General features: G+C 61.6%; 17 protein-coding genes and 1 pseudogene. 12 read left to right on the top strand and 6 right to left on the bottom strand.

Annotation, left to right across the window (positions count from 1 at the left end; all coding sequences use genetic code 11):
- Positions 1 to 48: 48 nt before the first annotated feature.
- Entirely contained in the window at positions 49 to 891 is an 843-nt protein-coding gene (locus Q0931_RS10770) for a CoA ester lyase (RefSeq protein WP_299260128.1), read from the bottom strand.
- Positions 892 to 2,106 carry a CaiB/BaiF CoA-transferase family protein gene (locus tag Q0931_RS10765; RefSeq protein ID WP_299260127.1) on the bottom strand — a complete coding sequence of 405 codons (1,215 nt, stop codon included), beginning with the start codon at positions 2,104 to 2,106 and terminating at the stop codon, positions 892 to 894.
- A 184-nt stretch (positions 2,107 to 2,290) separates the two neighbouring features.
- On the opposite strand from Q0931_RS10765, the gene Q0931_RS10760 reads away from it, so the two are divergent.
- A complete protein-coding gene (locus tag Q0931_RS10760) occupies positions 2,291 to 3,220 on the top strand; it encodes a LysR substrate-binding domain-containing protein (RefSeq protein ID WP_299260125.1) in 930 nt (309 codons plus the stop codon).
- Between the two features lie 34 nt (positions 3,221 to 3,254).
- Here Q0931_RS10760 and oxlT read toward each other — a convergent pair.
- Positions 3,255 to 4,454 (bottom strand): annotated as a pseudogene (gene oxlT / locus Q0931_RS10755) (oxalate/formate MFS antiporter); the annotation flags it as partial.
- Between the two features lie 161 nt (positions 4,455 to 4,615).
- Complete coding sequence (gene gndA, locus Q0931_RS10750) at positions 4,616 to 6,028, bottom strand: NADP-dependent phosphogluconate dehydrogenase (RefSeq protein WP_299260123.1); 1,413 nt, start codon at positions 6,026 to 6,028, stop codon at positions 4,616 to 4,618.
- A 402-nt stretch (positions 6,029 to 6,430) separates the two neighbouring features.
- Between gndA and Q0931_RS10745 the strand changes: the two genes are divergently transcribed.
- Positions 6,431 to 7,192, top strand: coding sequence for a Crp/Fnr family transcriptional regulator (locus Q0931_RS10745; protein ID WP_299260121.1), 762 nt, complete (start codon positions 6,431 to 6,433; stop codon positions 7,190 to 7,192).
- An 18-nt stretch (positions 7,193 to 7,210) separates the two neighbouring features.
- Here Q0931_RS10745 and Q0931_RS10740 read toward each other — a convergent pair whose 3' ends face one another.
- A complete protein-coding gene (locus Q0931_RS10740; RefSeq protein ID WP_299260119.1) occupies positions 7,211 to 7,594 on the bottom strand; it encodes an META domain-containing protein in 384 nt (127 codons plus the stop codon).
- Between the two features lie 99 nt (positions 7,595 to 7,693).
- Between Q0931_RS10740 and Q0931_RS10735 the strand changes: the two genes are divergently transcribed.
- Positions 7,694 to 9,676 (top strand): methyl-accepting chemotaxis protein, encoded by a 1,983-nt coding sequence (locus Q0931_RS10735; protein ID WP_299260117.1) that lies wholly within the window; start codon positions 7,694 to 7,696, stop codon positions 9,674 to 9,676.
- A 113-nt stretch (positions 9,677 to 9,789) separates the two neighbouring features.
- Here the strand turns inward: Q0931_RS10735 and polA are convergent, their stop codons facing one another.
- Entirely contained in the window at positions 9,790 to 12,570 is a 2,781-nt protein-coding gene (gene polA, locus Q0931_RS10730; protein WP_299260115.1) for a DNA polymerase I, read from the bottom strand.
- 200 nt (positions 12,571 to 12,770) lie between these two features.
- On the opposite strand from polA, the gene Q0931_RS10725 reads away from it, so the two are divergent.
- From Q0931_RS10725 to Q0931_RS10685, 9 genes are all read left to right on the top strand, one after another.
- A complete protein-coding gene (locus Q0931_RS10725) occupies positions 12,771 to 13,058 on the top strand; it encodes a DUF2782 domain-containing protein (protein ID WP_299260113.1) in 288 nt (95 codons plus the stop codon).
- A 201-nt stretch (positions 13,059 to 13,259) separates the two neighbouring features.
- A complete protein-coding gene (locus tag Q0931_RS10720) occupies positions 13,260 to 14,204 on the top strand; it encodes a homoserine kinase (protein WP_299260111.1) in 945 nt (314 codons plus the stop codon).
- Between the two features lie 271 nt (positions 14,205 to 14,475).
- The gene (locus Q0931_RS10715) at positions 14,476 to 15,243 is read left to right on the top strand and encodes a glycosyltransferase family 2 protein (protein WP_299260109.1); all 768 of its coding nucleotides are present in this window, start codon (positions 14,476 to 14,478) and stop codon (positions 15,241 to 15,243) included.
- Between the two features lie 4 nt (positions 15,244 to 15,247).
- Positions 15,248 to 15,565 (top strand): lipid-A-disaccharide synthase N-terminal domain-containing protein, encoded by a 318-nt coding sequence (locus tag Q0931_RS10710; protein ID WP_299260107.1) that lies wholly within the window; start codon positions 15,248 to 15,250, stop codon positions 15,563 to 15,565.
- Positions 15,562 to 17,334 (top strand): glycosyltransferase family 39 protein, encoded by a 1,773-nt coding sequence (locus tag Q0931_RS10705; RefSeq protein WP_086899925.1) that lies wholly within the window; start codon positions 15,562 to 15,564, stop codon positions 17,332 to 17,334. Before Q0931_RS10710 ends, Q0931_RS10705 begins: the two co-directional genes overlap by 4 nt.
- Positions 17,331 to 18,956, top strand: coding sequence for a glycosyltransferase family 39 protein (locus Q0931_RS10700; protein WP_299260101.1), 1,626 nt, complete (start codon positions 17,331 to 17,333; stop codon positions 18,954 to 18,956). The genes Q0931_RS10705 and Q0931_RS10700 overlap by 4 nt, the downstream gene beginning before the upstream one ends.
- A gap of 2 nt (positions 18,957 to 18,958) precedes the next feature.
- Complete coding sequence (locus Q0931_RS10695; protein ID WP_086901735.1) at positions 18,959 to 19,960, top strand: NAD-dependent epimerase/dehydratase family protein; 1,002 nt, start codon at positions 18,959 to 18,961, stop codon at positions 19,958 to 19,960.
- A 140-nt stretch (positions 19,961 to 20,100) separates the two neighbouring features.
- Positions 20,101 to 22,038 carry a biosynthetic arginine decarboxylase gene (speA, locus tag Q0931_RS10690; protein WP_299260094.1) on the top strand — a complete coding sequence of 646 codons (1,938 nt, stop codon included), beginning with the start codon at positions 20,101 to 20,103 and terminating at the stop codon, positions 22,036 to 22,038.
- Positions 22,039 to 22,450: 412 nt separating this feature from the next.
- Positions 22,451 to 24,022, top strand: coding sequence for a Re/Si-specific NAD(P)(+) transhydrogenase subunit alpha (locus Q0931_RS10685; protein ID WP_299260092.1), 1,572 nt, complete (start codon positions 22,451 to 22,453; stop codon positions 24,020 to 24,022).
- Positions 24,023 to 24,032 lie beyond the last annotated feature (10 nt).

Here is a 24,032-nt window from a genome sequence, read left to right as displayed (position 1 = left end):
TGTGGATAACATAAAGTTCCAGTATGGCATTTTCCCGTTGGAGAGGCGCTAGTGCCCGCTCCGCGCCAGCAGTCGCCGAGCCCGCTCAATGACCGGGGCATCCACCATCTGTCCATCCACGCGAAAGGCGCCGCCCTGCGTTTGCGCGCCGGTGAGCACCCGCTGCGCCCACTCAAGCTGCTCGATGCCAGGCGTAAACGCCCGATGGACAGGTGCCAGCTGACGCGGGTGAATACAGAGCATGCCGCCAAAGCCCATCTGGCGCGCGCGCAACGCTGTTGCATGCAGGGCCTCGTCATCGTCGAGCTCCGGCGAGACCCCGGCCATGGGGGGTGCCAGCCCGGCCAGCCGTGAGTGCAGTACCAGCTGATAGCGCGCCTGGTCCAGTACCGCCTCGGCACCGGGAGTATCGCTTTCAAGATCCAGATCAAGTGCCAGATCCAGCGCTCCGAAACTCAGGCGTTCCACGCCCTCGACAGCCGCCAGTTCGGCGATCCAGTCAAGGCCTGCCGCACTTTCGATTAGTGGCCACAGGGGGCGCCCAAGCGCTGCAGCCTGCTCAAGCGGTGTGGTGGCCTCTGCCTTGGGCACCATGATCCCCGAGACGGCCGGAAGCCGGGCACACAGATCCAGATCGGCATCGAAATATTCGCTGCCGGGCGCGTTGATACGTACGCATAGCGTCACCTCCGGCGTTTCTTCCAGATACTGCTCCAGCAACTCGCGTGCCAGCGCCTTGTCCTCCAGCGCCACAGCGTCCTCGAAATCCACGATGACCAGATCCGCCTCGCTGTCGCAAGCCTTCGTGATGCGATCGGGGCGAGTGGCCGGCACGAAAAGTGCCGATCGCGCCTGCCGCATGCGACTTGCCATCTCGATGGAGACTGTCATTTACACCACTCCTTTCTCACGCCAACCAGCAATGGTTGTATCGTCATGACCCAGCGAAGCCAGAATCTCCCGAGTATGTTCGCCCAGTGCCGGGATGGCGCCCATGGGGGTGTTGAAGGCTCGCCCCTGACCAGGCGGTAACAAGGCCGGCAGCGGACCGACGGGTGAGGCCACCTCGCGCCATCGGTCGCGGGCTGTCAGCTGCGGATGAGCCCAGACATCAGCCATCTCGTTGACGCGGGCGTTGGCGATGCCGGCATGATCGAGCCGCACCACGATGTCGTCGGCAGATAATGTGGAGAAGACCTCGTCAATAACGCCGTCAAGCGCCTGGCGTGCCTCACTGCGGGCAGCATTGGTAGCAAAGCGCACATCATCGATCAGTGCCGGGCGCCCAAGGACGTGCTCGCAGAAAAGCGTCCATTCACGCTCGTTTTGCAGCCCCAGCATCACCGACCGGCCGTCTCCGGCCGGAAAGGGACCATAAGGGTAGATGGTCGAATGCGAGGCGCCGGCACGCGGCGGTGGCTCGGCGCCATCAAAGGCATAATAGAGCGGATAGCCCATCCACTCGATGGTCGATTCGAGCATCGACACATCGATATGGCTGCCCTGCCCGCTGCGGCCACGGGCCAGCAGGGCCGCGAGAATATTGCTGTAGGCATACATCCCGGCGGCGATATCAGAGATTGACACACCGGCCTTGACCGGGGTGTCAGATGTACCGGTCTGTGACAAAAGCCCCGCCTCGCTCTGGATCAGCAGATCGTAGGCCTTCTTGTCCGTATAAGGCCCGTTACTGCCATAGCCTGAAATATCGCAGACGATCAGACGCGGAAAACGCTCACAGAGCCCCTCAAAGGAGAGCCCGAGCCGCGCGCTGGCACCCGGCGCCAGATTCTGGATCAGCACATCGGCATCACTTAGAAGATCGAACAGCACTTCAATGCCTTCGGGCGCCTTGACATCCAGCGTCAGGCTCTTCTTGCCGCGGTTGGTCCAGACAAAGTGCGAGGCCAGACCGCGGGTGCGGCTGTCGTACTGACGTGCAAAATCCCCCGTACCGGGACGCTCGATCTTGATCACTTCCGCTCCCAGATCTGCCAGCTGACGCGAGCAGAACGGCGCCGCAATGGCGTGCTCCAGACTGATGACCCGCACGCCCTCGAGCGGTAGCGTACCGCTTGCGACCTGATCGCTTCGATGTGTTGTCATGGCACTCTCTTTGACCTTGATATCGACAGGCCTTGACCTTGATATCGACAGGCTTTGATATCGACAGGCCTCAGACTGCGCGCTTTTGACCATAAGGAGAATTGGCCTTTGCAGGACCCCGCGTTAGGCTCAGGCGAACGCCTGCTGTTTTGGCGCCTCCCTGTTTCTCTTTTGGCAGAATGCCATGTCACTGAACCTGATCGACCTGCGCCTTTTTGTGCATATCTCTGAGGCCCCCAGCCTCACTCAGGGCGCGCGCCGGGCCCATATCTCGACGGCTGCCGCCAGCGCTCGCATCCAGCAGCTGGAGGCTCGGCTGGGAAAACAGCTTTTTTATCGCAGCACTCGTGGCATGGAAACGACCCGCGCCGGTCAGCGCCTGCTGACCCACGCTCGGCGCGTTCTGCGCCAGGTCGACCATCTCGTTGAAGACATGTCAGAGGCAGAGGATCAGTCCGGCCATCTGCGCATTCTGGCCAATACCACCGCCGTGACCGAGCTGATGCCGGCCGTGCTAAGCGATTTCCTGGCCGGCCGGCCGCGCCTGACCATCGACCTTCGCGAGCGGCTCAATCATGACATCGTGCAAGGCGTCGCCCAGGGCAGCGCCGATATGGGGATCGTGGCAGGGCCACTGGGAACGGGAGAACTGGAGCGTTTTCACTTCAGCACCGACCGGCTGGTGCTGATTACGCCCCCCGGCCATTTACTGGCCGACCGTCAATGCATTACACCGACCGACATGATCGATCACTACCACGTGGGGCTGCACGACAGCAGCAGTTTGATGCAGTTTCTACAGAGCCGGTTTCAGGATATCGGCGCGGTATTGAAACTGCGCATACAGGTCTCAAGCTTTGAGGCGATCTGTCGGCTGGTGGCGACCGGCGTCGGCATCGGGGTCATTCCAGAGAGTGCAGCACACCGTCACTGCCAGCTCATGGCACTGAGTGTGGTGCCTATCGATGCACCATGGGCAGTACGCGAGCGCAGCGTGGTGGTGCGTGATGCCACCGCCCTGCCCGGCGGTGGCCTGGCCCTGCTCGAAGCGCTGAAGGATTACGGACGGCGCACCGGTGCCCCAGCGACAGCCAGCGCTGACGCAGGGGCTTGAGCAGCAGCAGGGCCACCAGCCCGGTGGTAATGTCGAAACCGATGGCGACCGAAAAGACCGGCAACCAGCTGCCGCTCGTTTCATACAGTAGTGCTGCGGCCGGACCGCCAATGATCGACCCGATGCCCTGAGCCATATAAAGGAAACCGTAGTTGGTCGTGGCGTGACGGGTGCCGAAGGTATCGGTCAGCGTGGCCGGGAACAGCGAAAAGATCTCCCCCCAGCCCAGAAAGACAATGCCCGAGAGCAGCACAAAGAGCACCGGATTGCTGCTGGTGGCCAGCCAGACCATCATGGCAAGGCCTTCCAGAATAAAGGCCAGCGCCATGGTGTTTTCGCGCCCCCAGCGATCGGAAATCCAGCCAAACAGCGGGCGAGTCACGCCGTTGCAGACGCGATCGAGTGTCAGCGCCAACGGGACAGCCGCCATGCCCATGACGGTCACGCCGGCGACGCCAAAATCGGCGGCAAAGCTCGACATCTGGGAGATCACCATGAGTCCCGAGGTCGACATCATCGTGAACATCACAAACATCAGCCAGAAAACCGGATTTTTAAGCATCTCGGCCGGGCGAGTCTCCGGGGCCGTGGTGGTCTGCACTGTTGCAGGCGGACGCCGTTCTGCCAGCTCGGGCGGCGGCATTTTCAGACACATCGCAGCACTCATGCCGACAAGTGCAATGCCGATACCAAACAGGGTCAGCGTGGCTTCAAGCCCGGCACCGTCAAGGCGCGTGCTGATCGGCAGTGTGGTCAGCATGGCCCCGAAACCGTAACCGGCGGCTACCGCCCCGACGGCCAGCCCGCGCCGGTCCGGAAACCAGCGCACCATCAGCCCCACCGTGCCGATATAGACAATGCCGGTGCCCAGTCCGCCCAGTACGCCGTAGGTCAGATACAGTCCCCAAAGGGTGGTGGTCTGCGCCGCCAGCACCCAGCTGGCCCCGGTCGCCAGGGCGCCGGCGGCCACCAGTCGACGCACGCCGAAGCGGTCTACCAGAAAGCCCTGCAGCGGAGAGAAAAAGGTCTGCAATACGATCAGCAGTGAAAAGGTGATCTGAAGTTGAGACAGCGGTACACCCAGACGCTCGGCCAGCGGTCCGGTAAACAGGGTCCAGACATACTGCGGGCTGGAAATGGCCATCATGCAGACCACGGCGGCCAGCAACTGATACCAGCGTACGGAAAGGGCTCGTGAAGCCACGGAAGAAGTCGCAACGGTAGAACTGCTCATGACATGGCTCCCTGAAGATGGATCGTCATCTTCAGCTAGCAACAAGCATGCCAGTGTCAATCAGCAGCGTCGTACCGACGCAAGCTGGGAAGTACGGAAAGCGAACATGAAAAAACCCCGCGGCGGGCGCGGGGTTTTGGTGCATCAGAAAGCAGCGGTGCTTACTTTTCGAGCCATTCGGTATGGAAGACACCCTCGCGATCAAGACGCTTGTAGGTGTGGGCACCGAAAAAGTCACGCTGAGCCTGAACCAGGTTGGCCGGCAGCTTCTCGGCGCGGTAGCTGTCGTAGTAGGCCACGGCAGACGAGAAGGTCGGCACCGGAATGCCGTTTTGCACCGCATGGCTGATCACGTCACGCAGCGACTGCTGGTAGCGGTCGGCGATGTCGGAGAAGTACGGCGCCATCAACAGGTTCGCCAGTGCCGGCTGGTCCTGATAGGCATCGGTGATCTTCTGCAAAAAGCGGGCGCGGATGATGCAGCCGGCGCGGAAGAGCTTGGCCACCTGACCGTAGTCGAGATTCCAGTCATAGTGATCGCTGGCTGCACGCATCTGGGCAAAGCCCTGGGCGTAGGAGGCGATCTTGCTGAAATAGAGCGCCTGACGCACCTTCTCGATGAACTCGGCGCGATCGCCTTCAAAGGGCTTTTCAGCCGGGCCTTTGAGCACTTTCGAGGCCGCCACGCGCTCTTCCTTGAGAGAAGAGATAAAGCGGGCAAAGACGGATTCGGTGATCAGCGGCAGCGGCACACCCAGGTCCAGCGCGCTCTTGCTGGTCCACTTGCCGGTGCCCTTCTGACCGGCAGAGTCGAGAATCGTATCGACCACGTACTCGCCGTTTTCATCGCGCTTTCTAAAGATGCGCGCGGTGATGTCGATCAGGTAGCTGTCGAGCTCGCCTTCATTCCACTCGGTGAAGACATCGGCCAGCTCGTCGTTGGACAGCCCCAGCCCTTCCTTGAGAATGGCGTAGGCTTCGCTGATGAGCTGCATGTCACCGTATTCGATGCCATTGTGCACCATCTTGACGTAGTGACCGGCACCGTCGGGACCGACATAGTTGACGCACGGTTCGCCGTCTTCGGCACGCGCGGCGATCTTTTCGAGAATCGGCGCCACCATGTCGTAGGCTTCACGCTGACCGCTGGGCATGATCGAGGGGCCCTTGAGAGCGCCTTCCTCGCCACCGGAAACGCCGGTGCCGATGAAGTTCAGACCGGCTTCGGAGAGCTCGCGGTTACGGCGAATGGTATCCGGATAGTAGGTATTGCCCCCGTCAATCAGGATATCGCCACGGTCCAGATACGGCTTCAGGGATTCGATGGTCCTGTCGGTCGCTTCACCGGCGGCGACCATCAACAGAATACGACGCGGCTTTTCCAGAGACGCCACGAACGTTTCAATCTCATAGAACGGGACCAGCTTGCTGTCGGGGTTGTCAGCCAGTACTTCGTCGGTTTTCTCAGAGGAACGGTTATAGATCGACACCGTATAGCCGCGGCTTTCGATGTTGAGCGCCAGGTTGCGCCCCATTACTGCCATTCCCATGACACCAATCTGTTGTCTGGTCATTGCCTTTCACTACTCCAGCAGTCATTGAACTACGGCGCGCGGTTTGTACATGCCTGCGCGCCATGATGCCCCGCACGGGGATGGACAGCATGCTGTCGACCGGCGAATGTGCCACGCCAATGGGGTGGCAGGCCAGTCTGGCAGAGCGCGCGACGATTGTCCCTGTTCGGCGACAGGTAAAATTGCGCCCAGGTGATCATTTCATCGCATCCCTGCCCCGGAAAGTGGTGAAGCCCGGTGACATGCGCCATGCTCAGGGTACGCCCTGACATTAGAAACGCTAATAAATACACCCTAATGACCGGGCAGGCTCATAACAATAAGCCCGTTACTTTCGTAATGGCGAGAGGCGGCGCTGGCAGAGCATCATTCACACGAGGGCCGACACAGCAGGAGATGACGATGAGTCATGGCTGTATCGTTGAAAACTTCAGCAATCTGATTGCACTCAGCGAGCACGAAAAGAACATACTGGCGCATTTTGAAAAGGACGCCAGAGCGGTCAGACGCCACGAGAGCCTGTGGCATTTTCGCGAGCATACCCAGACCCTCTACACGCTGCAGGACGGCTGGGCCTATGCCTACAAGATCTCCCTGATGGGAGAGATGAAGGTGGTCGAAATCTTCACCCCCGGCGACATCATCGGGCTGCGTGATTTCACCTTTGGCCGCCATCTGACCGATGTACGGATGATGACCGATGGCACCGTATGCGCCTTCCCCTATCGCTACATTCTGGAAGCCTGTCAGCAGTCACGCGCGCTATCGGCAGCCTTTTTCGCCACCGCCTCGCGGGACCAGGCGCTGATGACCGAGCGCATCACCAGTCTCATGCACTGCAGCGCCCGCATGAAGATTGCCCACTTTATCATCGAGATGTATCTGCGTCTTAAGCACACCCATCCCGACCTGGGCCTTCGCTTTGAATTTCCGCTGAACCAGAAGCTGATGGCAAGTCTTCTGGGGCTGACCAGCGTGCATGTCAGCCGCATGCTTGGCGAGCTGGCCCAGGAAGGCATGGTGAAAAAACAGCGTCGCACGCTGGAAATTCTCGACTACAAGCGTCTCTATCGCGAAGCGCAGTTCGATGAGACCTATATCCAGCTGGACCTGAGTCACATGCTCGAGGTCGACTCCAATGACGACGAAGCGCCCACGGGCTGATCGCCTGGGGCGCCTACTCTACTGCATGAGCACCCGCTCAATCGCCATCTGCTGTGTGTCGTTTTCAAGCCGCCACTGATCGTTGTCGCCCTGAATCAGGCGGGGTCGGCTTTCGAGAAAATCGATCAGGGCCTGATCACCCTCCTCGTGCCCCGGGCAGGCCATGCGGGTCGACGCCAGCGTGCCAACGATCAACCGGCCCTGCTCGACCTGCGCCGGACCAAATATCCGATTACAGCCTCCGCTCCCGCTGACGCGATAGCCGTCAAAGCTCAGCGTCGCCTGCCCGAGCCTATCATGATCAGGTGACACCCCCTTTTCATGCCCCGCTCCGGCACAGCCGACAAGCCCTGCCATCACCAGAAGTCCTGTTATCGGAAGTGCTGTGTAAAGACGTTTCATGCGTCAGCCCCTGAGATATTGATGGACGTGGATGGTGCTCCCCTCAATGGTACGCCTTGTGTGCCGATAAGAATCGAAGGGCAAACAACGGGGAACAACATGATGCCACTGCTGCCGCGCACCATTGCAGGAAAGATTACCCTGGGCGGAATACTGCTCACGACACTGATCGGCCTTTCCATTTACGGCGTCATGACGCTCAGGGGCAAGCCACGCCTGATCGAGGCCAGCAATACGCTGGTCAGCCAGACCGGACAATCACTGGTCAACGGCCTGCAGGCACAAATGGGACGCGTTGAAAGCATGACGGCAGGCGTTGCCAGCATGGCCTCGATCCTCCCCGCCGACCCGACCTTATACGTGTCAACGCTGCCTGGCATCATCGATGCCAATGGCAATCGCGCCATTGCCGGTGGCGGACTATGGCCGGAGCCCGGGGCCTTTACACCCGGCGTTGAAAAAAGAAGCTTTTTCTGGGGGCGCAGCGAAAGTGGCGCACTGGCCTATACCGAGGAGTACAACGCGACTGAAAGCAGTCCCTATCAGAGCGAACCCTGGTATCGCGCCGCCGTGGGTGCCCCGGGCGGCCAGTGCGTCTGGTCAGCGGCCTATCTTGATCCGATCACCCAGGCGCCGATGGTGACCTGCAGCATTCCCTATCAGCGAGATAGTCGATTTGCAGGCGTGGCCACCACCGATGTGAGCCTTGCAGGTCTTGCCGACTTCATGAAGGCCCATGGGCAGGCCACCGGTGGCTACGCCTACGTGCTGGATAAGGACGGCAACGTCATGTACTTCCCGGGTACCAGTTTCAAGGACGGGCTGCAGAGCCTGTCACAGCTGGCATCACGACTGTCCTGGCTTGCGCCGCTGACAGCCGCAGACCGCCCGGAAGGCGAGATACGCCTTGAAGATCCGACCCTGCAGGATCAGGCCATGGTCAAGCAGTTCACCATGGCGGGCACCGGCTGGACCATCGGGCTTGTCACGCCATTGAGCACCGTCACGCATCTGGCCAGCTCCCTGATCCGGGATCTTTTGATCTTCATCCTGCCGGTGGTAGCGCTCCTGCTGGGTCTGGCCTGGCTGGGCAGTCGCATGCTGCTGGCCCAGATCAGTGAAACCACGCGACAGATCGAACGGATGGGGGAGGGCGGCACGCAGCGCGAAGCGTTGAGCATTGCCCGCCCCGATGAAATCGGCGCATTACGAAGCGCCGTCAACCGCTACGCGGCCCGACTCAACCACCTTTTTGATGACGTCAGCGCAGTCTCCGAAACCATTGCCAGCCGCTCGCGCGAGATTTCAGCCGGCAACATGGACCTGTCACGGCGCACCGAATCCCAGGCCGCCGCCCTGGAGGAAACCGCCTCGGCCATGGAAGAGATCTCCTCGACCGTGGCACACAATGCCGACAGCGCCGGTGAAGCCAGTCGGCTGGCCGGTGAGGCTTCAAGCGTGGCCGAACAGGGGGGCACCCGCGTAACACGCGTGATCGCCTCGATGGAGGACATCAGCCAGGGATCACAGAAGATGGCCGATATCGTCAGCATGATCGATGGGATTGCCTTTCAGACCAATCTGCTGGCGCTGAATGCATCAGTCGAAGCCGCTCGCGCCGGCGAGCAGGGACGCGGCTTTGCGGTGGTGGCCGGTGAGGTGCGAAATCTCGCCTCCCGCAGCGCGACCGCTGCCAGCGAGATCGGCGCATTGATCAAGGCCTCCCTGACCCGCATCGATGAGGGCACCCGCCATGCCCACGAAGCCGGTGAGGTCATGCAGGAAGTGGTCGCCGCCGTAGGGCGCGTCACGGGACTGGTCAACGAGATCGCGCTGGCCTCCAGAGAGCAGGCTGCCGGCATCGGTGACGTCAATCATGCCGTGGCCGACATGGACGGTGTCACCCAGCAGAACGCGGCCCTGGTCGAAGAGGTGGCAAGCGCGGCCTCGGCACTGGAAGAGCAGGCTCGAGCGCTGGAGCAGTTGATGGCAGGCTTTCAGAGCACCGGGAGCGCGTCTTCCCCCGCCACCGATGTCTCTGCGCCCCGTACGCTCCCGGAAGACGCTGCCTGGGCGGTGTAAACACCTGTTTTCCCTGCATCCTGTTTTCCCTGCATACAAAAGCCGGCCCCTGGGCCGGCTTTATCATGGGGGCCTGCCGTTACGGTCAGACCGGAGTCACAGCACGGGACGCTTCAATGCGCTTCTTCCCAGTTGTCGCCGTGACCGGCCTCGACGATCAGCGCCACATCGAGCTGACCGGCGCCCTGCATGCGGCTGACGACCTCGGCCTTGAACGCCTCGACCTGCTCGCGGCGCACTTCAAAGATCAGCTCATCATGCACCTGCATGACCATTTTGGCGTCGAACGCCCCTTCGCGCAGCCAGGCGTCCACATCGATCATGGCTCGCTTGATGATATCGGCCGCAGTGCCCTGCATCGGCGCGTTGATGGCGGTGCGCTCGGCCCCTTGACGGCGGGCGTGATTGCGCGAGTTGATTTCAGGCACGTATAGCCGCCGTCCGAAGACGGTTTCGACATAACCCTGTTCGGCGGCTTCGGCGCGGATGCGCTCCATGTAGCGTGCCACGCCCGGATAGCGATCGAAGTAGCGCTCGATATAGGTTTTCGCCTCACGCTGCTCGACCCTGAGCTGGCGCGCCAGCCCCCAGGCGCTCATGCCGTAGATCAGCCCGAAGTTGATCGCCTTGGCGCTGCGGCGCTGATCGCTGCTGACCTTCTCAAGCGAGGTGCCAAAGACTTCAGCGGCGGTGGCGGTATGAATATCGCGATCCTCGGCAAAGGCCGTGAGCAGGCCCTCGTCACCGGAGAGGTGCGCCATGATGCGCAGCTCGATCTGCGAGTAGTCCGCCGCTACCAGCTGATAGCCGGGTGTGGCAACAAAGGCAGTGCGGATGCGCCGGCCGATGTCGCTTCGAATCGGAATGTTCTGCAGGTTGGGGTCACTCGAGGAGAGCCGCCCGGTGGCGGTCACCGCCTGGTGATAGCTGGTGTGAATGCGCCCGGTCGAGGCGTTGATCAGCTGGGGCAGCTTGTCGGTGTAGGTCGACTTGAGCTTGGAGAGCCCGCGATGCTCCATGATGACCTTGGGCAGCGGATAATCCAGCGCCAGCTCCTCGAGCACGGCTTCCGCCGTCGACGGTGCGCCCTTGGGCGTTTTCTTGATCACCGGAATTTTCTGCTCCTCGAACAGGATCTCGCCGAGTTGTTTGGGCGACCCCAGGTTGAACTCGCGTCCGGCCAGCTCGAAGGCATCGCGCTCAAGCTCGGTGATGCGCTCGCCCAGCGACCGGCTCTGCTCGCCCAACAGCTTCGTGTCCACCGCAACGCCGGTACGCTCCATGCGCGTGAGCACTGAAATCAGCGGCAGCTCGAGGGTATCGATGACCTCGGCCAGCCGGCCCTCCTGCTCGAGGCGCGGACGCAGGTGCGCGTGCAGGCGCAGGGTGACGTCGATGTCCTCGCAGGCATATTCCACCGCCTGCTCGAGCGCCACCTGATTGAAGGTCAGCTGTTTGGCGCCCTTGCCGGCAATCTCTTCAAACGAGATGGTCCGGTGGCCGAGATAGGCCTGCGCCAGCGAGTCCATGTCATGGCGCGTGGCGGTGGAGTTGAGCACGTAGGATTCGAGCATGGTGTCATAAAGCGCACCAGAGACGCCGATGTCATAGCGCGCCAGCACCTCGATATCATATTTGAGATTCTGACCGATCTTGGCCATCGCGGGATCTTCCAGCAGCGGTTTGAGCGCGGCCAGCACGGCGCCCCGATCGAGCTGATCCGGGGCATCGAGATAGTCGTGCGCCACCGGCACATAGACCGCCTCGCCCGGTGTAATGCCCAGACCGATCCCGACAATCTCGGCGTCCATATAGTTAAGGCTGGTGGTTTCCAGATCGAAGCAGAAGGTGTGGCTCTGCTTTAAACGCTCGATCCAGTGATCGAAATCCGCCTGATCGAACACGGCTCGATAGTCGCGCTGCTCGCCGGCCATGGCAGACGTCTCATCGCTGCCCTCGCCGCCATCCAGCTCACCTTCACCGGTAGGCACATCGGGGGAAGGCTCGCCGGTACTGCCCCCTTCAAGCAGCTCATTGAGCCAGCCCTTGAACTCCAGGCGCTGATAGAGCGAGAGCAGCGCCTCGCGATCCGGGTGGGCAATGTCCAGACCATCCAGACCGACCGGCAGTTCGCAGTCGGTACGAATGGTGGCAAGCGTATAGGAGAGAAAGGCCTGTTCGCGGTGGTCCTCGAGCTTTTTGGCCATTGTTTTGGCACCACGGAAGGAGAGCGTCCTGATCCGCTCGAGATCGCCATAGATGGTCTCCAGCCCGCCGCCCATGCCGGTCAACAGCGCCAGCGCGGTCTTCTGACCCACCCCCGGCACGCCGGGGATGTTGTCGACGCTGTCCCCCATCAGGGCCAGGTAGTCGATGATCAGATGCGGCGGAATGCCGAACTTCTCTTCCACACCGGCCACATCGAGCGTCTCGTTTTTCATGGTATTGACCATGGTGATGTGCTCGTTGACCAGCTGCGCCATGTCCTTGTCGCCGGTCGAGATGATCGCATCGCGCCCGGCCTCGGTGGCCATGCGCGCCAGGGTGCCGATCACGTCATCGGCCTCGACGCCCTCGATGCACAGAAGCGGCAGACCGAGCGCCCGCACGCATTCATGCAGCGGTCCGACCTGAGCGCGCAGTTCATCGGGCATGGGCGGACGATGGGCCTTGTACTGCTCGAAAAGCTCGTCGCGAAAGGTCTTGCCCTTGGCATCAAACACCACCGCCATGGGGCTTTCGGGATACTGACGGATCAGGCTCTTGAGCATGGAGACGACGCCACGAACGGCGCCGGTCGGCTCACCGGTCGAGGTCGACAGGGGCGGCAGGGCATGAAAGGCGCGGTACAGGTAGGCAGAACCGTCCACAAGGACGATCGGGGCAGCGGCCATGGAAGCTCCAGCTAACGACTCGAATATGACGTCATGATACGCAAGCCTTGCGTCGACGTCAGTGGCGAAAGCATTCAGCGCTGATCGAGCGACCCACCACGGCTGCTATTTGGCGCCATGCGATTTACACTATGCAACATTCAAGATACAGCTTTATTCAAGACACAGCCCTATTCAAGATGCAGCCCCTGGAGATCATCATGACCAATGCACGGAGTCTGCCTGCCCTGGTGGCGTCAGCGCTGCTGGTGTTTGTGACCATCAGCCCTGCCGCACTGGCCGAGCCCCGCGGTCAGGTCACCACCCAGCAGCAGGGCGATCGCCTCGTGCATGAATATCGCCTCGAGGGGAGGCTCTACGCCATCGAGATCATTGAAGGCGATCAACGCACGGTACTGCTGGACACCGATGGTGATGGCAACTTCCGACGCCAGCCAAAAGATGCCGAGATCAGGCCGCCGTCATGGACTCAGGAATCGTCGCAGTAATCTCACGCCCTGGCGCGTGACACGCCGTGGGCAGAATATGCCGTTTCGGTGATAGACTCCGCGCTGCTCGATGTCAGGCCATACCCGGGATGCTTCATGACCCGACATCAAGCGCCTGAACATGTCACTGCCGCAACCGACACCGATTGCGGCGTTTGTTACCCAGCACGATGAGCGCCTCCGCAGCGCGCCAGGAGCCACATGGCGGTTTTTACCCCTCTAAGCGATGAACAGGTCGCTCAATTTCTGGAAGGTTACGACGTCGGCACCCCGCTCGCGCTCGAGGGCGTGGCAGGCGGCACGGAAAACAGCACCTTTTTTGTTACCACCGACCGGGAAGTGCTGGTGCTGACCCTGTTCGAGCAGGGCGAGCAGGAAGAGCTGCCCTTTTTCGTCGACCTGCTGGCCTGGCTCGACCAGCATCAGCTGCCGGTGCCGGGGCCGCTGTTTGATCGCAACGGCGTGGCCCTTCAGCGTCTGGCCGACCGCCCTGCCCTGCTGTTTCCGCGCCTGCCCGGACGCCATCCCGAGCAACCCGGTCCCATCCAGTGTGCCGCCATTGGCCAGGTGCTGGGCCAGATGCATCGCATCTCACAGGGGTTTCAGGGCAGCCGCCCCAACCCGCGCGACCTGCGCTGGGTGCACGCCGTGCACTCCCGGGTCATGAGCTATCTGGGCCCGGATGATCAGACCCTGATCCGGGATCGCATCGATGCGCTGGAAAGCCGCCTGAGGAAGGTAGTCCTGCCCCAGGGCGCCCTCCACGGAGATCTCTTCCGCGACAACACCCTTTATGAAGGCGACCGTCTGTGCGGCGTGATCGATTTCTACAACGGCTGCACCGGTGATCTGCTCTTTGATCTGGCCATTGTCATCAATGACTGGTGCAGCGACGACAGCGGCGAGCTGATCCCCGAGCGCTATGAGGCCATCATTGAGGCCTATGCCAGTGAGCGCGCCTTCACCGACGAGGAGCGCCGGGTCTGGCCCACGATGCTGGAGCTGACGGCACTGCGCTACTGGCTGTCGCGCCTGCTGGTGGTCTATGTCGATCCCCCGGCACACGCGCTGACGCCCAAGGACCCGGTCCAGTATCGCCAGATCCTGAAGGCACGCATTGATCATCCGCCCGCGCCACTGCCCTGATCATGCCATGGCGCCCCGGTCAAACGCAGGGGCGCCTGGCAAAACCTTTCAGCACCCCCGCACTTAATAGTTTTTACCTATTGAACTCATAGGCCGAGTTTTCTTTGGTATCCTCGCCGATATCGCCTCCAGCCGCGCTGTCAATGACATTTGTGCGCTAATGGCTGAACTTGCATCATGATGGCAGGACTAATAGTTGCTTAATTTAACTTGAAAATTACTGCCGTATAATTTCTTGACTTTAAATGACCCAGACTGGCCCAGCCTTCATATGACCGATCTATCCCTGTCTGTCCTGATTCCGGCGCGCAATGAAGCCGACAACCTGCCTCATTTGCTTGATGAGGTCTGCGCTGCGCTTGATGGTGCCGGCATCGAATTCGAAATGCTTGTCGTCAATGATGGCTCAAGCGATCACAGTCTGCAGGTCCTGACAGAATATGCCGCTCGCGATGAGCGCCTTCGGGTCTATCACCATCAGCACAGTGCCGGACAAAGCACCTCCATCTGGCAGGCCGCATGGCAGGCTCGCGGCGCATGGCTGGCCACGCTGGACGGGGATGGCCAGAATGATCCAGCCGACCTGCCTGCCATGTTCGAACGCGCTCAAAAGGGAGACATCACGCTGCTGGCAGGCTATCGCCACAAGCGCAACGACAGCGAGATCAAGCGCCTCTCCTCGCGTATCGCCAACGCCGTGCGATCGCGCCTTTTGAAGGACGACACCCCTGATACCGGCTGTGGCATCAAGATATTTGAGCGCGAGGCCTTTCTGCGGTTGCCCTACTTCAACCATATGCACCGTTTCCTGCCGGCACTGATCCGCGCTCAGGGCGGCACGACCCTCTCCTGGCCGGTCAATCACCGCGCCCGCCAGGCCGGAAGTTCCAACTACGGCACCCTGGACCGACTGATGGCCGGGCTGCTGGATCTGGGTGGGGTCATGTGGCTGGCACATCGTTCCAGATTGCCAGCACCTCTTGATCTGCGTTCCGGGAAAGACGTCGACAAGGATCTCCACGCTCGTCAGGAGCCCTGACCCCATGGATAGTGCAGCCCTCTGGATCACGATCGGCCTGCTCGGTCAGGCCCTGTTTTCGGCACGCTTTATCGTGCAATGGCTTGCCAGCGAACGGGCCAGGCGCAGTATCGTGCCGCATCTTTTCTGGTATCTCAGTATCGGGGGCGGCCTGATCCTGCTGATGTACGCCATCTACCGACGTGACCCGGTCTTTATCATCGGCCAGGGCTCCGGTCTTTTCATCTATGTACGCAACCTGATGCTGATTCAAAAGGAAAAGCGCCAGGCTCGACAGGCGGCGCCTGCTGACACCACGGCTTCAGAGGTAGAAAAGGCATGACGAAGACACGCGTTGGCCGAGGGCTACAGCGAGGTTTGATCAATGCACCAGTGCTGTCACTGCTGGTCATCGCACTGGTTTTTCTGGGACTCGGGATTGGCTGGCGCTGGCCATGGCCGGCCGATGAGCCACGCTTTGCCCTGATCGCCCAGGAGATGATCACGACCCATCAATGGTTGATTCCTCATCGGGCCGGCGAGCTTTATCCGGACAAGCCGCCCATCTTCATGTGGATGATCGCGCTAGGCATTCTGGTCACCGGCAGCGTCAAGGTGGCCTTCATGCTGCCATCCCTGCTGGGCGCGCTGACGACCCTTGGCCTGACCACTGATCTGACCCGCCGTCTCTATGGCCCCCGCATTGCGTGGCTGGCCGGCCTCACGCTCATGCTGACCGCGCAGTTCACCCTGCAGGCCCGCACGGCCCAGATCGACATGCTGGTCACGGGCTTCATCACGCTGGGGCTTTACGGTGCACTGCGCCATGCCCTGCTGGGTCCAGCGCCGCGCTGGTGGTACCTGGGCTGCGTGTCCATGGGACTTGGGGTGATTACCAAGGGCGTCGGCTTTCTGCCCCTGCTGCTGCTGCCCGCATGGTTCGGACTGTTCTGGTATCAGCGCCGCCATACCGGCAGCGTTCACCGCATTGTCCCGCTGACCCTGCGTCAACTGCTGATCGGCATTGGGCTTGTGCTGGCCGCCATCGCCTGCTGGGTTATCCCCATGGTGCTCTACACCAGTTTCAGCGGTGATCCGGCGCTGGCGGCCTATCGCGATAATATTCTCTTTCGTCAGACCGGTGAGCGCTACGCCGATGCCTGGCACCATCTAAAGCCCTTTTATTATTACCTGCTCGAGGTGCTGCCCTGGGCCTGGCTGCCCGGCGTGCTGGCCCTGCCCTGGGTCGCGCCTCACTGGTGGCGCCGTTTGCGGCGCGGCGATGCCCGCCTCTGGCTGCCGCTGTCCTGGGTCATATTGATGGTACTGTTTTTCTCCATGAGCCCCGGCAAGCGTGGCGTCTACATGACGCCGGGCATGTCGATGTTCGTGCTGGCGCTGGCGCCGGCGCTTCCGGGTCTGATTCGACGCCCCGGCATCAATCGGCTCGCCTGGGGACTGGCCGTAGCGCTGGGTGGCGTGATCGGTATTGTCGGCCTGCTCCTGGCCGTCGGCCTGCTCGACAGCACGACCCTTGGCGATGACTTCATCATCAACCCATGGGGATGGTGGCTGAGCGTTGGAGTACTGACCGCCCTGATCGCCTGGCGGCTTCCGCCCCGGCGCGGCCTGGCAGGACTCGGGCTGTGGCTTGCGATGTTCTGGATCCTCTGGGCCAGCTGGGGTTATGGGGTCATGGATGACCATCGCTCGCGAAGTGCACTGATGGCCGAGGTCGCCATGACCACCCACCACCAGCCTCTGGCACTGATCGATTTTGATGAAGAAAACGTACTGCAGGCGCAGCAGCCCATCGTGCAGTTCGGCGATGGCACACCGGCGGATGATCAGTTTGTACGCATGACCGCCTGGCTTGAAGAAGCTCCCGAGACGCGCTGGGCGCTGGTGCAAAACGATGAGCTCAAGAACAAGGCCTGCGTTGACCGCAGCACCCTGACGCCTGTGGAGGAGCGCGGCGACGCGGAGTGGCAGCTTCTGCGCGCTGACAGCGTGGCGCAGTGCCCCGGTGATGAGCATGCCGCACCGCTCTATCAGGCCCCGACCACCTGGCATCAGGACAGTGCCTCGCCCGGAGAAGCCACGACGCCATGAGCGGGAGAGGCCAGCGACCTGATCGGCTGATCGATCATCCAGGCCTGCCGTGGGGGGCACTCCTGCTGGTCTGGCTGGCCGGCGTACTGAGCTTCCAGCTGCGCCCGATCATGCCCATCGATGAGACGCGCTATATCTCGGTGGCCTGGGAGATGTGGCAAAGCGGTCAGTGGTGGGTGGCGCACATGAACGGCGCCCCCTACGCCGACAAGCCACCGCTGCTGTTCTGGCTGATCAATCTTGGCTGGGGCGTGTTTGGCGTCAACGACTGGTGGCCACGCCTGATCATGCCATTGGCGTCTCTGCTGGGGCTTTTTCAGCTGCGACGAATCGCTCTGAACCTTGGTTATGAAGCCCGTACGGCGCGGATGGCCCTGCTGGTATTGATGTCGATGCTGATGTGGTGGCTCTATAGCGCCACCCTGATGTTCGATATTCTTCTGACCACCTGTTTGCTGGGCGCCGTGGCCGCCCTGACCGGCACTGGCGTGCTGCGTCGGCGGGTTATTGGCGTCACCCTGTGGCTGGGGCTGGCGCTGCTCGCCAAGGGACCGGCGGTGATGCTGAGCTGGCTGCCGATTCTTGTGACCCTGCCATTGTGGAGCGAGCGCCCGGCAGATGAGCGTCGTCCGCTCATGTTCTGGCTGGCCACTGTCGCGGCCCTGCTGATACTGCTTGGCTGGGCCCTGAGCTCGGCGTGGATCGGTGGCGATGCCTATGCCAGCAATCTCCTGTGGCATCAGAGCGTTGATCGGCTGGAGCAGGTGGCCGATCATGCCCGCCCCTTCTGGTGGTATCTCCCCATGCTGCCGGTACTGTTGCTGCCCTGGTCACTGTGGCTGCCGGCGCTGAAGCTCTGGCGTCGGAACAGCCCTGCCACGCCGCGCAAAGCCCGCCGGCTGCTCTGGGTCTGGGCACTGGCGCCGCTGGTGCTGTTTTCCCTGGTCAGCGGCAAACAGGCGCACTATCTGATGCCCATCCTGCCACCGCTGGCCCTGCTCATCGCCGAGGTTCTGACACACTCTGTTCCGGCGCAGCGCCGCACGCTGAGAGTGCCGGCAATTGCCCTGTTCGCCACCGGTGCCCTCGCTTTGATCGTGAAAATGGTCGGCAACGCCGAACTGGCCGCGATGCTTTCGCTCCATGGCGTCTGGCTTTTATGGGTACTCGCGGCTGCCGCCGCTGTGATACGCCTTCAAACGACAGCGGCTGCAACGTTACTGGCCATGATTGGCACAGCGAGCCTGACACTGATCCTCACGATCATGATGGCCCCCCTGTGGCCGCGCGTGGATACTCAGCGTCCGGGCGCCCTGCTGTCTCAGCTCGAGCACCAGGGCCATCCGGTGGCCTGGTACGGCAGGAACTATCAGGCCAGCTTTCAGTTTGCCGGCCGGTTGACCACGCCGCTGCAGACCATCGACTCCCGGCCAGCGGATCTGTGTCACTGGCGACAGGATCATCCCGATGGCTGGGTAATAGGCGACAGTCGGCAACTGCCCTCGCTTTATGTACCGGCGCTGGCACAGGACTTTCCGTGGCGTTCCCGCATGCTGAGGGTCATGCCGGTATCGGCACTGCAGATCGCAACGCCCTTCTTTCTCTGTCCGGAGCCCCTATGAACATGAAAGTATTGGTAACAGGCGCCGCCGGCTTCATTGGCGCCTGGCTGACAAAGCGACTCACGGAAGATGGCGTGGCGACGGTCGGTGTTGACAGTTTTTCGGATTATTACAGCGTGGACTACAAGCGAGCGCGCCTTGAAGCGCTGGGCATCAGGAATTGTCGATTGCTGGACGTCAGCGACCGTGACGCGGTGGAAGCCCTTTTCAGGCGCGAAGGGTTCACGCATGTGATCCATCTGGCCGCTCAGGCCGGGGTACGCTATAGCGTCACGCATCCACATGTGTATGGCCAGAGCAACCTGACCGGCTTTCTCAACGTGCTCGAAGCCTGCCGCCAGCATGGCGTTCAACACCTCTACTACGCCTCCTCAAGCTCGGTGTACGGGCACTCAAGTCGTGAGGTCTTCAGCGAAAAGGATCCGGTCGACCACCCCGCCTCCCTATATGCCGCCACCAAGCGAGCCAACGAGCTCATGGCCGACAGCTATGCCAGCCTCTATGGCATGTCCCTGACCGGCCTGCGCTTTTTCACGGTCTATGGTCCCTGGGGCCGGCCGGACATGGCGCCCATGCTGTTTGCCGGCAGCATCATGAACCATCAACCGCTTCAGATTTTCAACCACGGTCAGATGGCGCGTGATTTCACCTGGGTCGGCGACATCATTGAGTCCGTGGTGCGTTTGATCAATACTCACCGCGCCGGCGGCGAAACCGGTCGCCATCAGGTCTTTAACATCGGGCGGGGCGAGCCCACGGCACTGATGGACTTTATTACATGGCTGGAAGACGCGCTGGGGCAGCAGGCGCCGCGCGAGTGGCTGCCCATGCAGGATGGCGATGTCACCCGTACCTGGGCAGACACATCCCGACTGGAGGCCGTCATCGATTATCGACCGACCATGCCGCTGGCCACCGGGGTGCAGCATCTGGCGCAATGGTGTCTGGATCATCAGCAATGGCTGCCTACCCGTCAGGTCGTTCCCATTACGAAAACCGCTTGAATGCCCTTGCGGGCCTGACTGCCCCCCATGACGCAAAAGCGCTAAAATGACTTCATGGGCAGCCGTTTGCTGCCCTTCCCTTATGTCGCTACCTTACCTTCACAATGTCGTTTGCGGCCAATTCTGTCCGGAGCCCGCCCATGTCCAATGATTCATCCGTACCTGACCAGGCCCATGCCCAGTCGGAGGCCCGCCGCACCTACAACATCGATCAGTGGGGAAGTGGCTACTTTGATGTCAACGATCAGGGGCTGGCCGTGGTGCGCCCGTTTGGCGACGCCGACGGCCAGAACGGCCCGGCCCTGCCGCTGAAGGGGCTGGTCGAAAAGCTGCAGAACGCCGGGCTGCGCCTGCCCATGCTGGTGCGCTTTACCGATATCCTGCATGACCGCGTCGAGCAGCTGTGCCAGGCCTTTGACCGTGCCATCGATGAGCTCGAGTACCGGGGCCGGTACACGGCCGTCTATCCCATCAAGGTCAATCAGCAGCGTCGCGTGGTCGAGGAACTTCTGGCCACCCCCGAGCGCGGCCGCGGGCGCGTCGGGCTCGAAGCCGGCAGCAAACCGGAGCTTCTGGCCGTGCTGGCACTTTCCTCGGAAACCACCTCGACCATCGTCTGCAACGGCTACAAGGACCGCGAATACGTTCGCCTGGCGCTGATGGGCGAAAAGCTGGGTCACCGCGTCTTTCTGGTGGTCGAAAAACAGGCCGAGCTCGAGCTGATTCTGGAAGAGGCCGATAACCTGGGCGTCATGCCGCGTATTGGCGTGCGCGCGCGACTCTCCTCGGTGGGCAAGGGCAACTGGGAAAGCACCGGCGGTGACAAGTCCAAATTTGGCCTGACCGCGCGTCAGATTCAGCACGTGGTCGATCACCTGCGCGCCCATGATCGGCTCGAGTCCCTGCAACTGGTGCACTTTCACCTGGGCTCGCAGATCGCCAACATCCGCGATATCCAGCGTGGCCTGCGCGAATGCACCCAGTTCTACAAGAGCCTGCGCGATGTCGGCGCCCCCGTCGCCGTGGTGGACGTCGGTGGCGGCCTGGGCGTGGATTATGAGGGCACCCGCTCACGCAGCTACTGCTCGACCAACTACTCGATGGCCGAGTATGCCAATAACGTGGTCGGCGCGTTTTCCCAGCTGTGCCAGAGCATGGATATTCCCCATCCGGACATCATTTCGGAATCCGGCCGGGCGCTGACGGCCCATCATGCGGTACTGATCACCAACGTGATCGACGAGGAGCGCCATGAGGTGGCTCTACCCGAACGTGGCCAGCATGAGGGCGACACGCATCTGGACGTGCTGTGGCAGACCTATGACTGGCTGGCGGAACCTGCCGAGCCGCGCCTGCTGGTCGAGTACTATCACGACCTTTATCAGGCCATGATCGATATTCAGGACCGCTTCGTGCTGGGCAGCGCCACGCTGGGCGTGCGTGCCGAAGGCGAGGCGCTCTACACCGCCGCCTGCAAGCGGCTGCGCGCCAAGCTCGATCGACGCAACCGCGCCCATCGTGAAATCCTCGATGAGCTGGACGAGAAGCTCGCCGACAAGCTGTTCGTCAACTTCTCGCTGTTTCAGTCCCTGCCGGACGTCTGGGGGATCGATCAGATCTTCCCGGTGCTGCCGCTGTCCAACCTCGACAAGCCGTCGACGCGCCGCGGTGTGATTCAGGACATCACCTGCGACAGTGACGGGCGTATCGAGCGCTACGTCGATGGTCAGGGCGTGGAGAGCACGCTGCCACTGCCGGAGTGGAAATCCGGTGACGACAAGCTGCTGGGGCTCTTCCTGGTCGGCGCCTATCAGGAGATTCTGGGCGATCTGCACAATCTCTTCGGTGACACCGACTCCATCGATGTCAGTCTTGATGAGCATGGCGACTGGAAGCTGGGCGCCCCGATCGTCGGCGATAGCGTGGCCAACGTACTGCGCTACGTAAACTTCGATCCGGATCGTCTCAAGGGCCGCTTCCAGCGCCAGCTGCTGCGCAGCGACGTTTCCGGACAGGAACGCGAGATGTTTCTTGAAGAGCTCGAAGCCGGGCTTGAGGGCTATACCTACCTGGAGTAGTGATTCTGCAATAGCCACACTCGGCTTCCTGTCTCACTTCGCATCGTCTCGCCCGGGCCTGTGTCCCGGGCGAGACGTTTCTTCTCTTCTTTGATTCCTCCCTTGCTCCTCCCCCTTTTGAAAGAAAGCTTTCCTGATCACTGAAAAGAAAGTCTCCCTTACCCTGGCAGGTGAATCAGTCAGCCTGTGCATGGTGTGTTCAGGCGGGAACGACCTTCATCGTTCGATCCACGACGCCCCCTTCGTTTGTTAATCAAAGGTCGAACGGCTTTTTGACAGGGGCCGTGCGAGCCTAGCTCAATTTGAGCAATGATGCGGCTGCCATGGCACGCCCTGTCCGAAGGGCTGCTCGTTCCACAAGAGCCAACAATCGAGACGAATGGCCCGCTTTCCACACCCAGGGGGAACACGAGTGAAGATAGGCGCACCAAAAGAGAGTGTTCGAGGAGAGGCGCGTGTCGCGCTGACCCCGGAGAGCGCGACACAGATCCGGAAGCTCGGCCATGCGTGCCTGATCGAAACCGGCGCCGGTGTGGCTGCAGGTTTTGACGACCAGGCCTACCGCGAGGCAGGCGTCACCATCGTCGACAGCGCTCAGGCGCTGTTCGATGACGCCGACATCGTGATCAAGGTTCGCGAGCCTTCCGAGCAGGAGGCCGAGCGTCTGCGCGAGGGCCAGACGCTGATCGCGTTTTTCTGGCCGGCCCAGAACGAGGCCATGCTGGAGAAGTGCCGCGCCCGGGGCGCCAGCGTCATCGCCATGGACATGGTGCCGCGCATTTCACGGGCACAGAAAATGGATGCGCTGTCATCCATGGCCAACATTGCCGGCTATCGCGCGGTGATCGAGGCCGGCAACAACTTTGGCCGCTTCTTTACCGGTCAGGTGACCGCCGCCGGCAAGGTACCACCGGCGAAGGTGCTGGTGATTGGTGCCGGTGTGGCCGGGCTTGCCGCCATCGGCACCGCCACAAGCCTCGGCGCCGTGGTGCGCGCCTTTGACGTGCGCCCGGAAGTCTCCGAGCAGATCGAGTCCATGGGCGCCGAATTCCTGTTTCTCGATTTCGACAACGCCCAGGACGGTTCGGAAAGCGGTGGCTACGCCTCGCCCTCGAGCCCCGAGTTCCGCGAAAAGCAGCTCGAGTGTTTCCGCGCTCAGGCACCGGAAGTGGACATCGTCATCACCACCGCGCTGATCCCCGGCCGGCCGGCACCCAGACTGTGGCTGGAGGACATGGTGGCGGCCATGAAGCCCGGCTCGGTGGTCATTGACCTTGCCGCCGAAAAGGGCGGCAACTGCGATCTGACCCGGGCCGATGAGCGCGTGGTCTCGGACAACGGCGTCGTGGTGGTCGGCTATACCGACTACCCCTCGCGCATGGCGACCCAGTCCTCGCTTCTGTACGCCACCAATATCCGCCACATGCTCACCGACCTGACGCCCGACAAGGACGGCGTCATCCAGCACAACATGGAAGACGACGTGATCCGTGGCGCCACGGTCACCCATCAGGGCGAGGTCACGTTCCCACCACCGCCGCCAAAGACCAAAGCGATTGGCGCCGCCAGACCCAGGGCTAAGGAGAAAGCACCTACCGCCGAGGAAAAGCGTGCTCTTGAGTCCGCCGAGTTCAAGTCGCAGACCAGACGTCAGGCGATTTTGCTGGGCATGGGCGGCGCACTGATGCTGTTGCTGGGTCAGGTCGCACCTGTCTCGTTCATGCAGCACTTTATTGTCTTTGTACTGGCCTGTTTTATCGGCTTTCAGGTGATCTGGAAGGTCAGCCACTCGCTGCATACGCCGCTGATGGCGGTCACCAATGCCATCTCGGGGATCATCATTCTGGGGGCGGTGCTACAGATTGGCTCGGGCAGCGTGATCGTGGGCATTCTGGCGGCGATTTCAGTGCTGATTGCGACCATCAATATCGTGGGGGGCTTTCTGGTGACACGCCGAATGCTCGCCATGTTCCAAAAATCCTGAGCGGCGGAGA

The sequence above is a fragment of the uncultured Kushneria sp. genome, from assembly GCF_947497025.1.
Classification (GTDB): Bacteria; Pseudomonadota; Gammaproteobacteria; order Pseudomonadales; family Halomonadaceae; genus Kushneria.
The sequence above is the reverse complement of the archived record's forward strand: the minus strand, read 5'-3'. Positions and strand labels throughout refer to the sequence as shown.

Bases quoted from the DNA above. Each gene is read 5' to 3' on its own strand.
- Q0931_RS10740 (WP_299260119.1), bottom strand. From the start codon at position 7,594: ATGAAACGTCTTTACACAGCACTTCCGATAACAGGACTTCTGGTGATG.
- Q0931_RS10725 (WP_299260113.1), top strand. From the start codon at position 12,771: ATGACCAATGCACGGAGTCTGCCTGCCCTGGTGGCGTCAGCGCTGCTG.
- gndA (WP_299260123.1), bottom strand. From the start codon at position 6,028: ATGACCAGACAACAGATTGGTGTCATGGGAATGGCAGTAATGGGGCGC.
- polA (WP_299260115.1), bottom strand. From the start codon at position 12,570: ATGGCCGCTGCCCCGATCGTCCTTGTGGACGGTTCTGCCTACCTGTAC.
- Q0931_RS10770 (WP_299260128.1), bottom strand. From the start codon at position 891: ATGACAGTCTCCATCGAGATGGCAAGTCGCATGCGGCAGGCGCGATCG.
- Q0931_RS10715 (WP_299260109.1), top strand. From the start codon at position 14,476: ATGACCGATCTATCCCTGTCTGTCCTGATTCCGGCGCGCAATGAAGCC.
- Q0931_RS10765 (WP_299260127.1), bottom strand. From the start codon at position 2,106: ATGACAACACATCGAAGCGATCAGGTCGCAAGCGGTACGCTACCGCTC.
- Q0931_RS10695 (WP_086901735.1), top strand. From the start codon at position 18,959: ATGAAAGTATTGGTAACAGGCGCCGCCGGCTTCATTGGCGCCTGGCTG.
- speA (WP_299260094.1), top strand. From the start codon at position 20,101: ATGTCCAATGATTCATCCGTACCTGACCAGGCCCATGCCCAGTCGGAG.
- Q0931_RS10760 (WP_299260125.1), top strand. From the start codon at position 2,291: ATGTCACTGAACCTGATCGACCTGCGCCTTTTTGTGCATATCTCTGAG.
- Q0931_RS10710 (WP_299260107.1), top strand. From the start codon at position 15,248: ATGGATAGTGCAGCCCTCTGGATCACGATCGGCCTGCTCGGTCAGGCC.
- Q0931_RS10705 (WP_086899925.1), top strand. From the start codon at position 15,562: ATGACGAAGACACGCGTTGGCCGAGGGCTACAGCGAGGTTTGATCAAT.
- Q0931_RS10720 (WP_299260111.1), top strand. From the start codon at position 13,260: ATGGCGGTTTTTACCCCTCTAAGCGATGAACAGGTCGCTCAATTTCTG.
- Q0931_RS10735 (WP_299260117.1), top strand. From the start codon at position 7,694: ATGATGCCACTGCTGCCGCGCACCATTGCAGGAAAGATTACCCTGGGC.
- Q0931_RS10700 (WP_299260101.1), top strand. From the start codon at position 17,331: ATGAGCGGGAGAGGCCAGCGACCTGATCGGCTGATCGATCATCCAGGC.
- Q0931_RS10745 (WP_299260121.1), top strand. From the start codon at position 6,431: ATGAGTCATGGCTGTATCGTTGAAAACTTCAGCAATCTGATTGCACTC.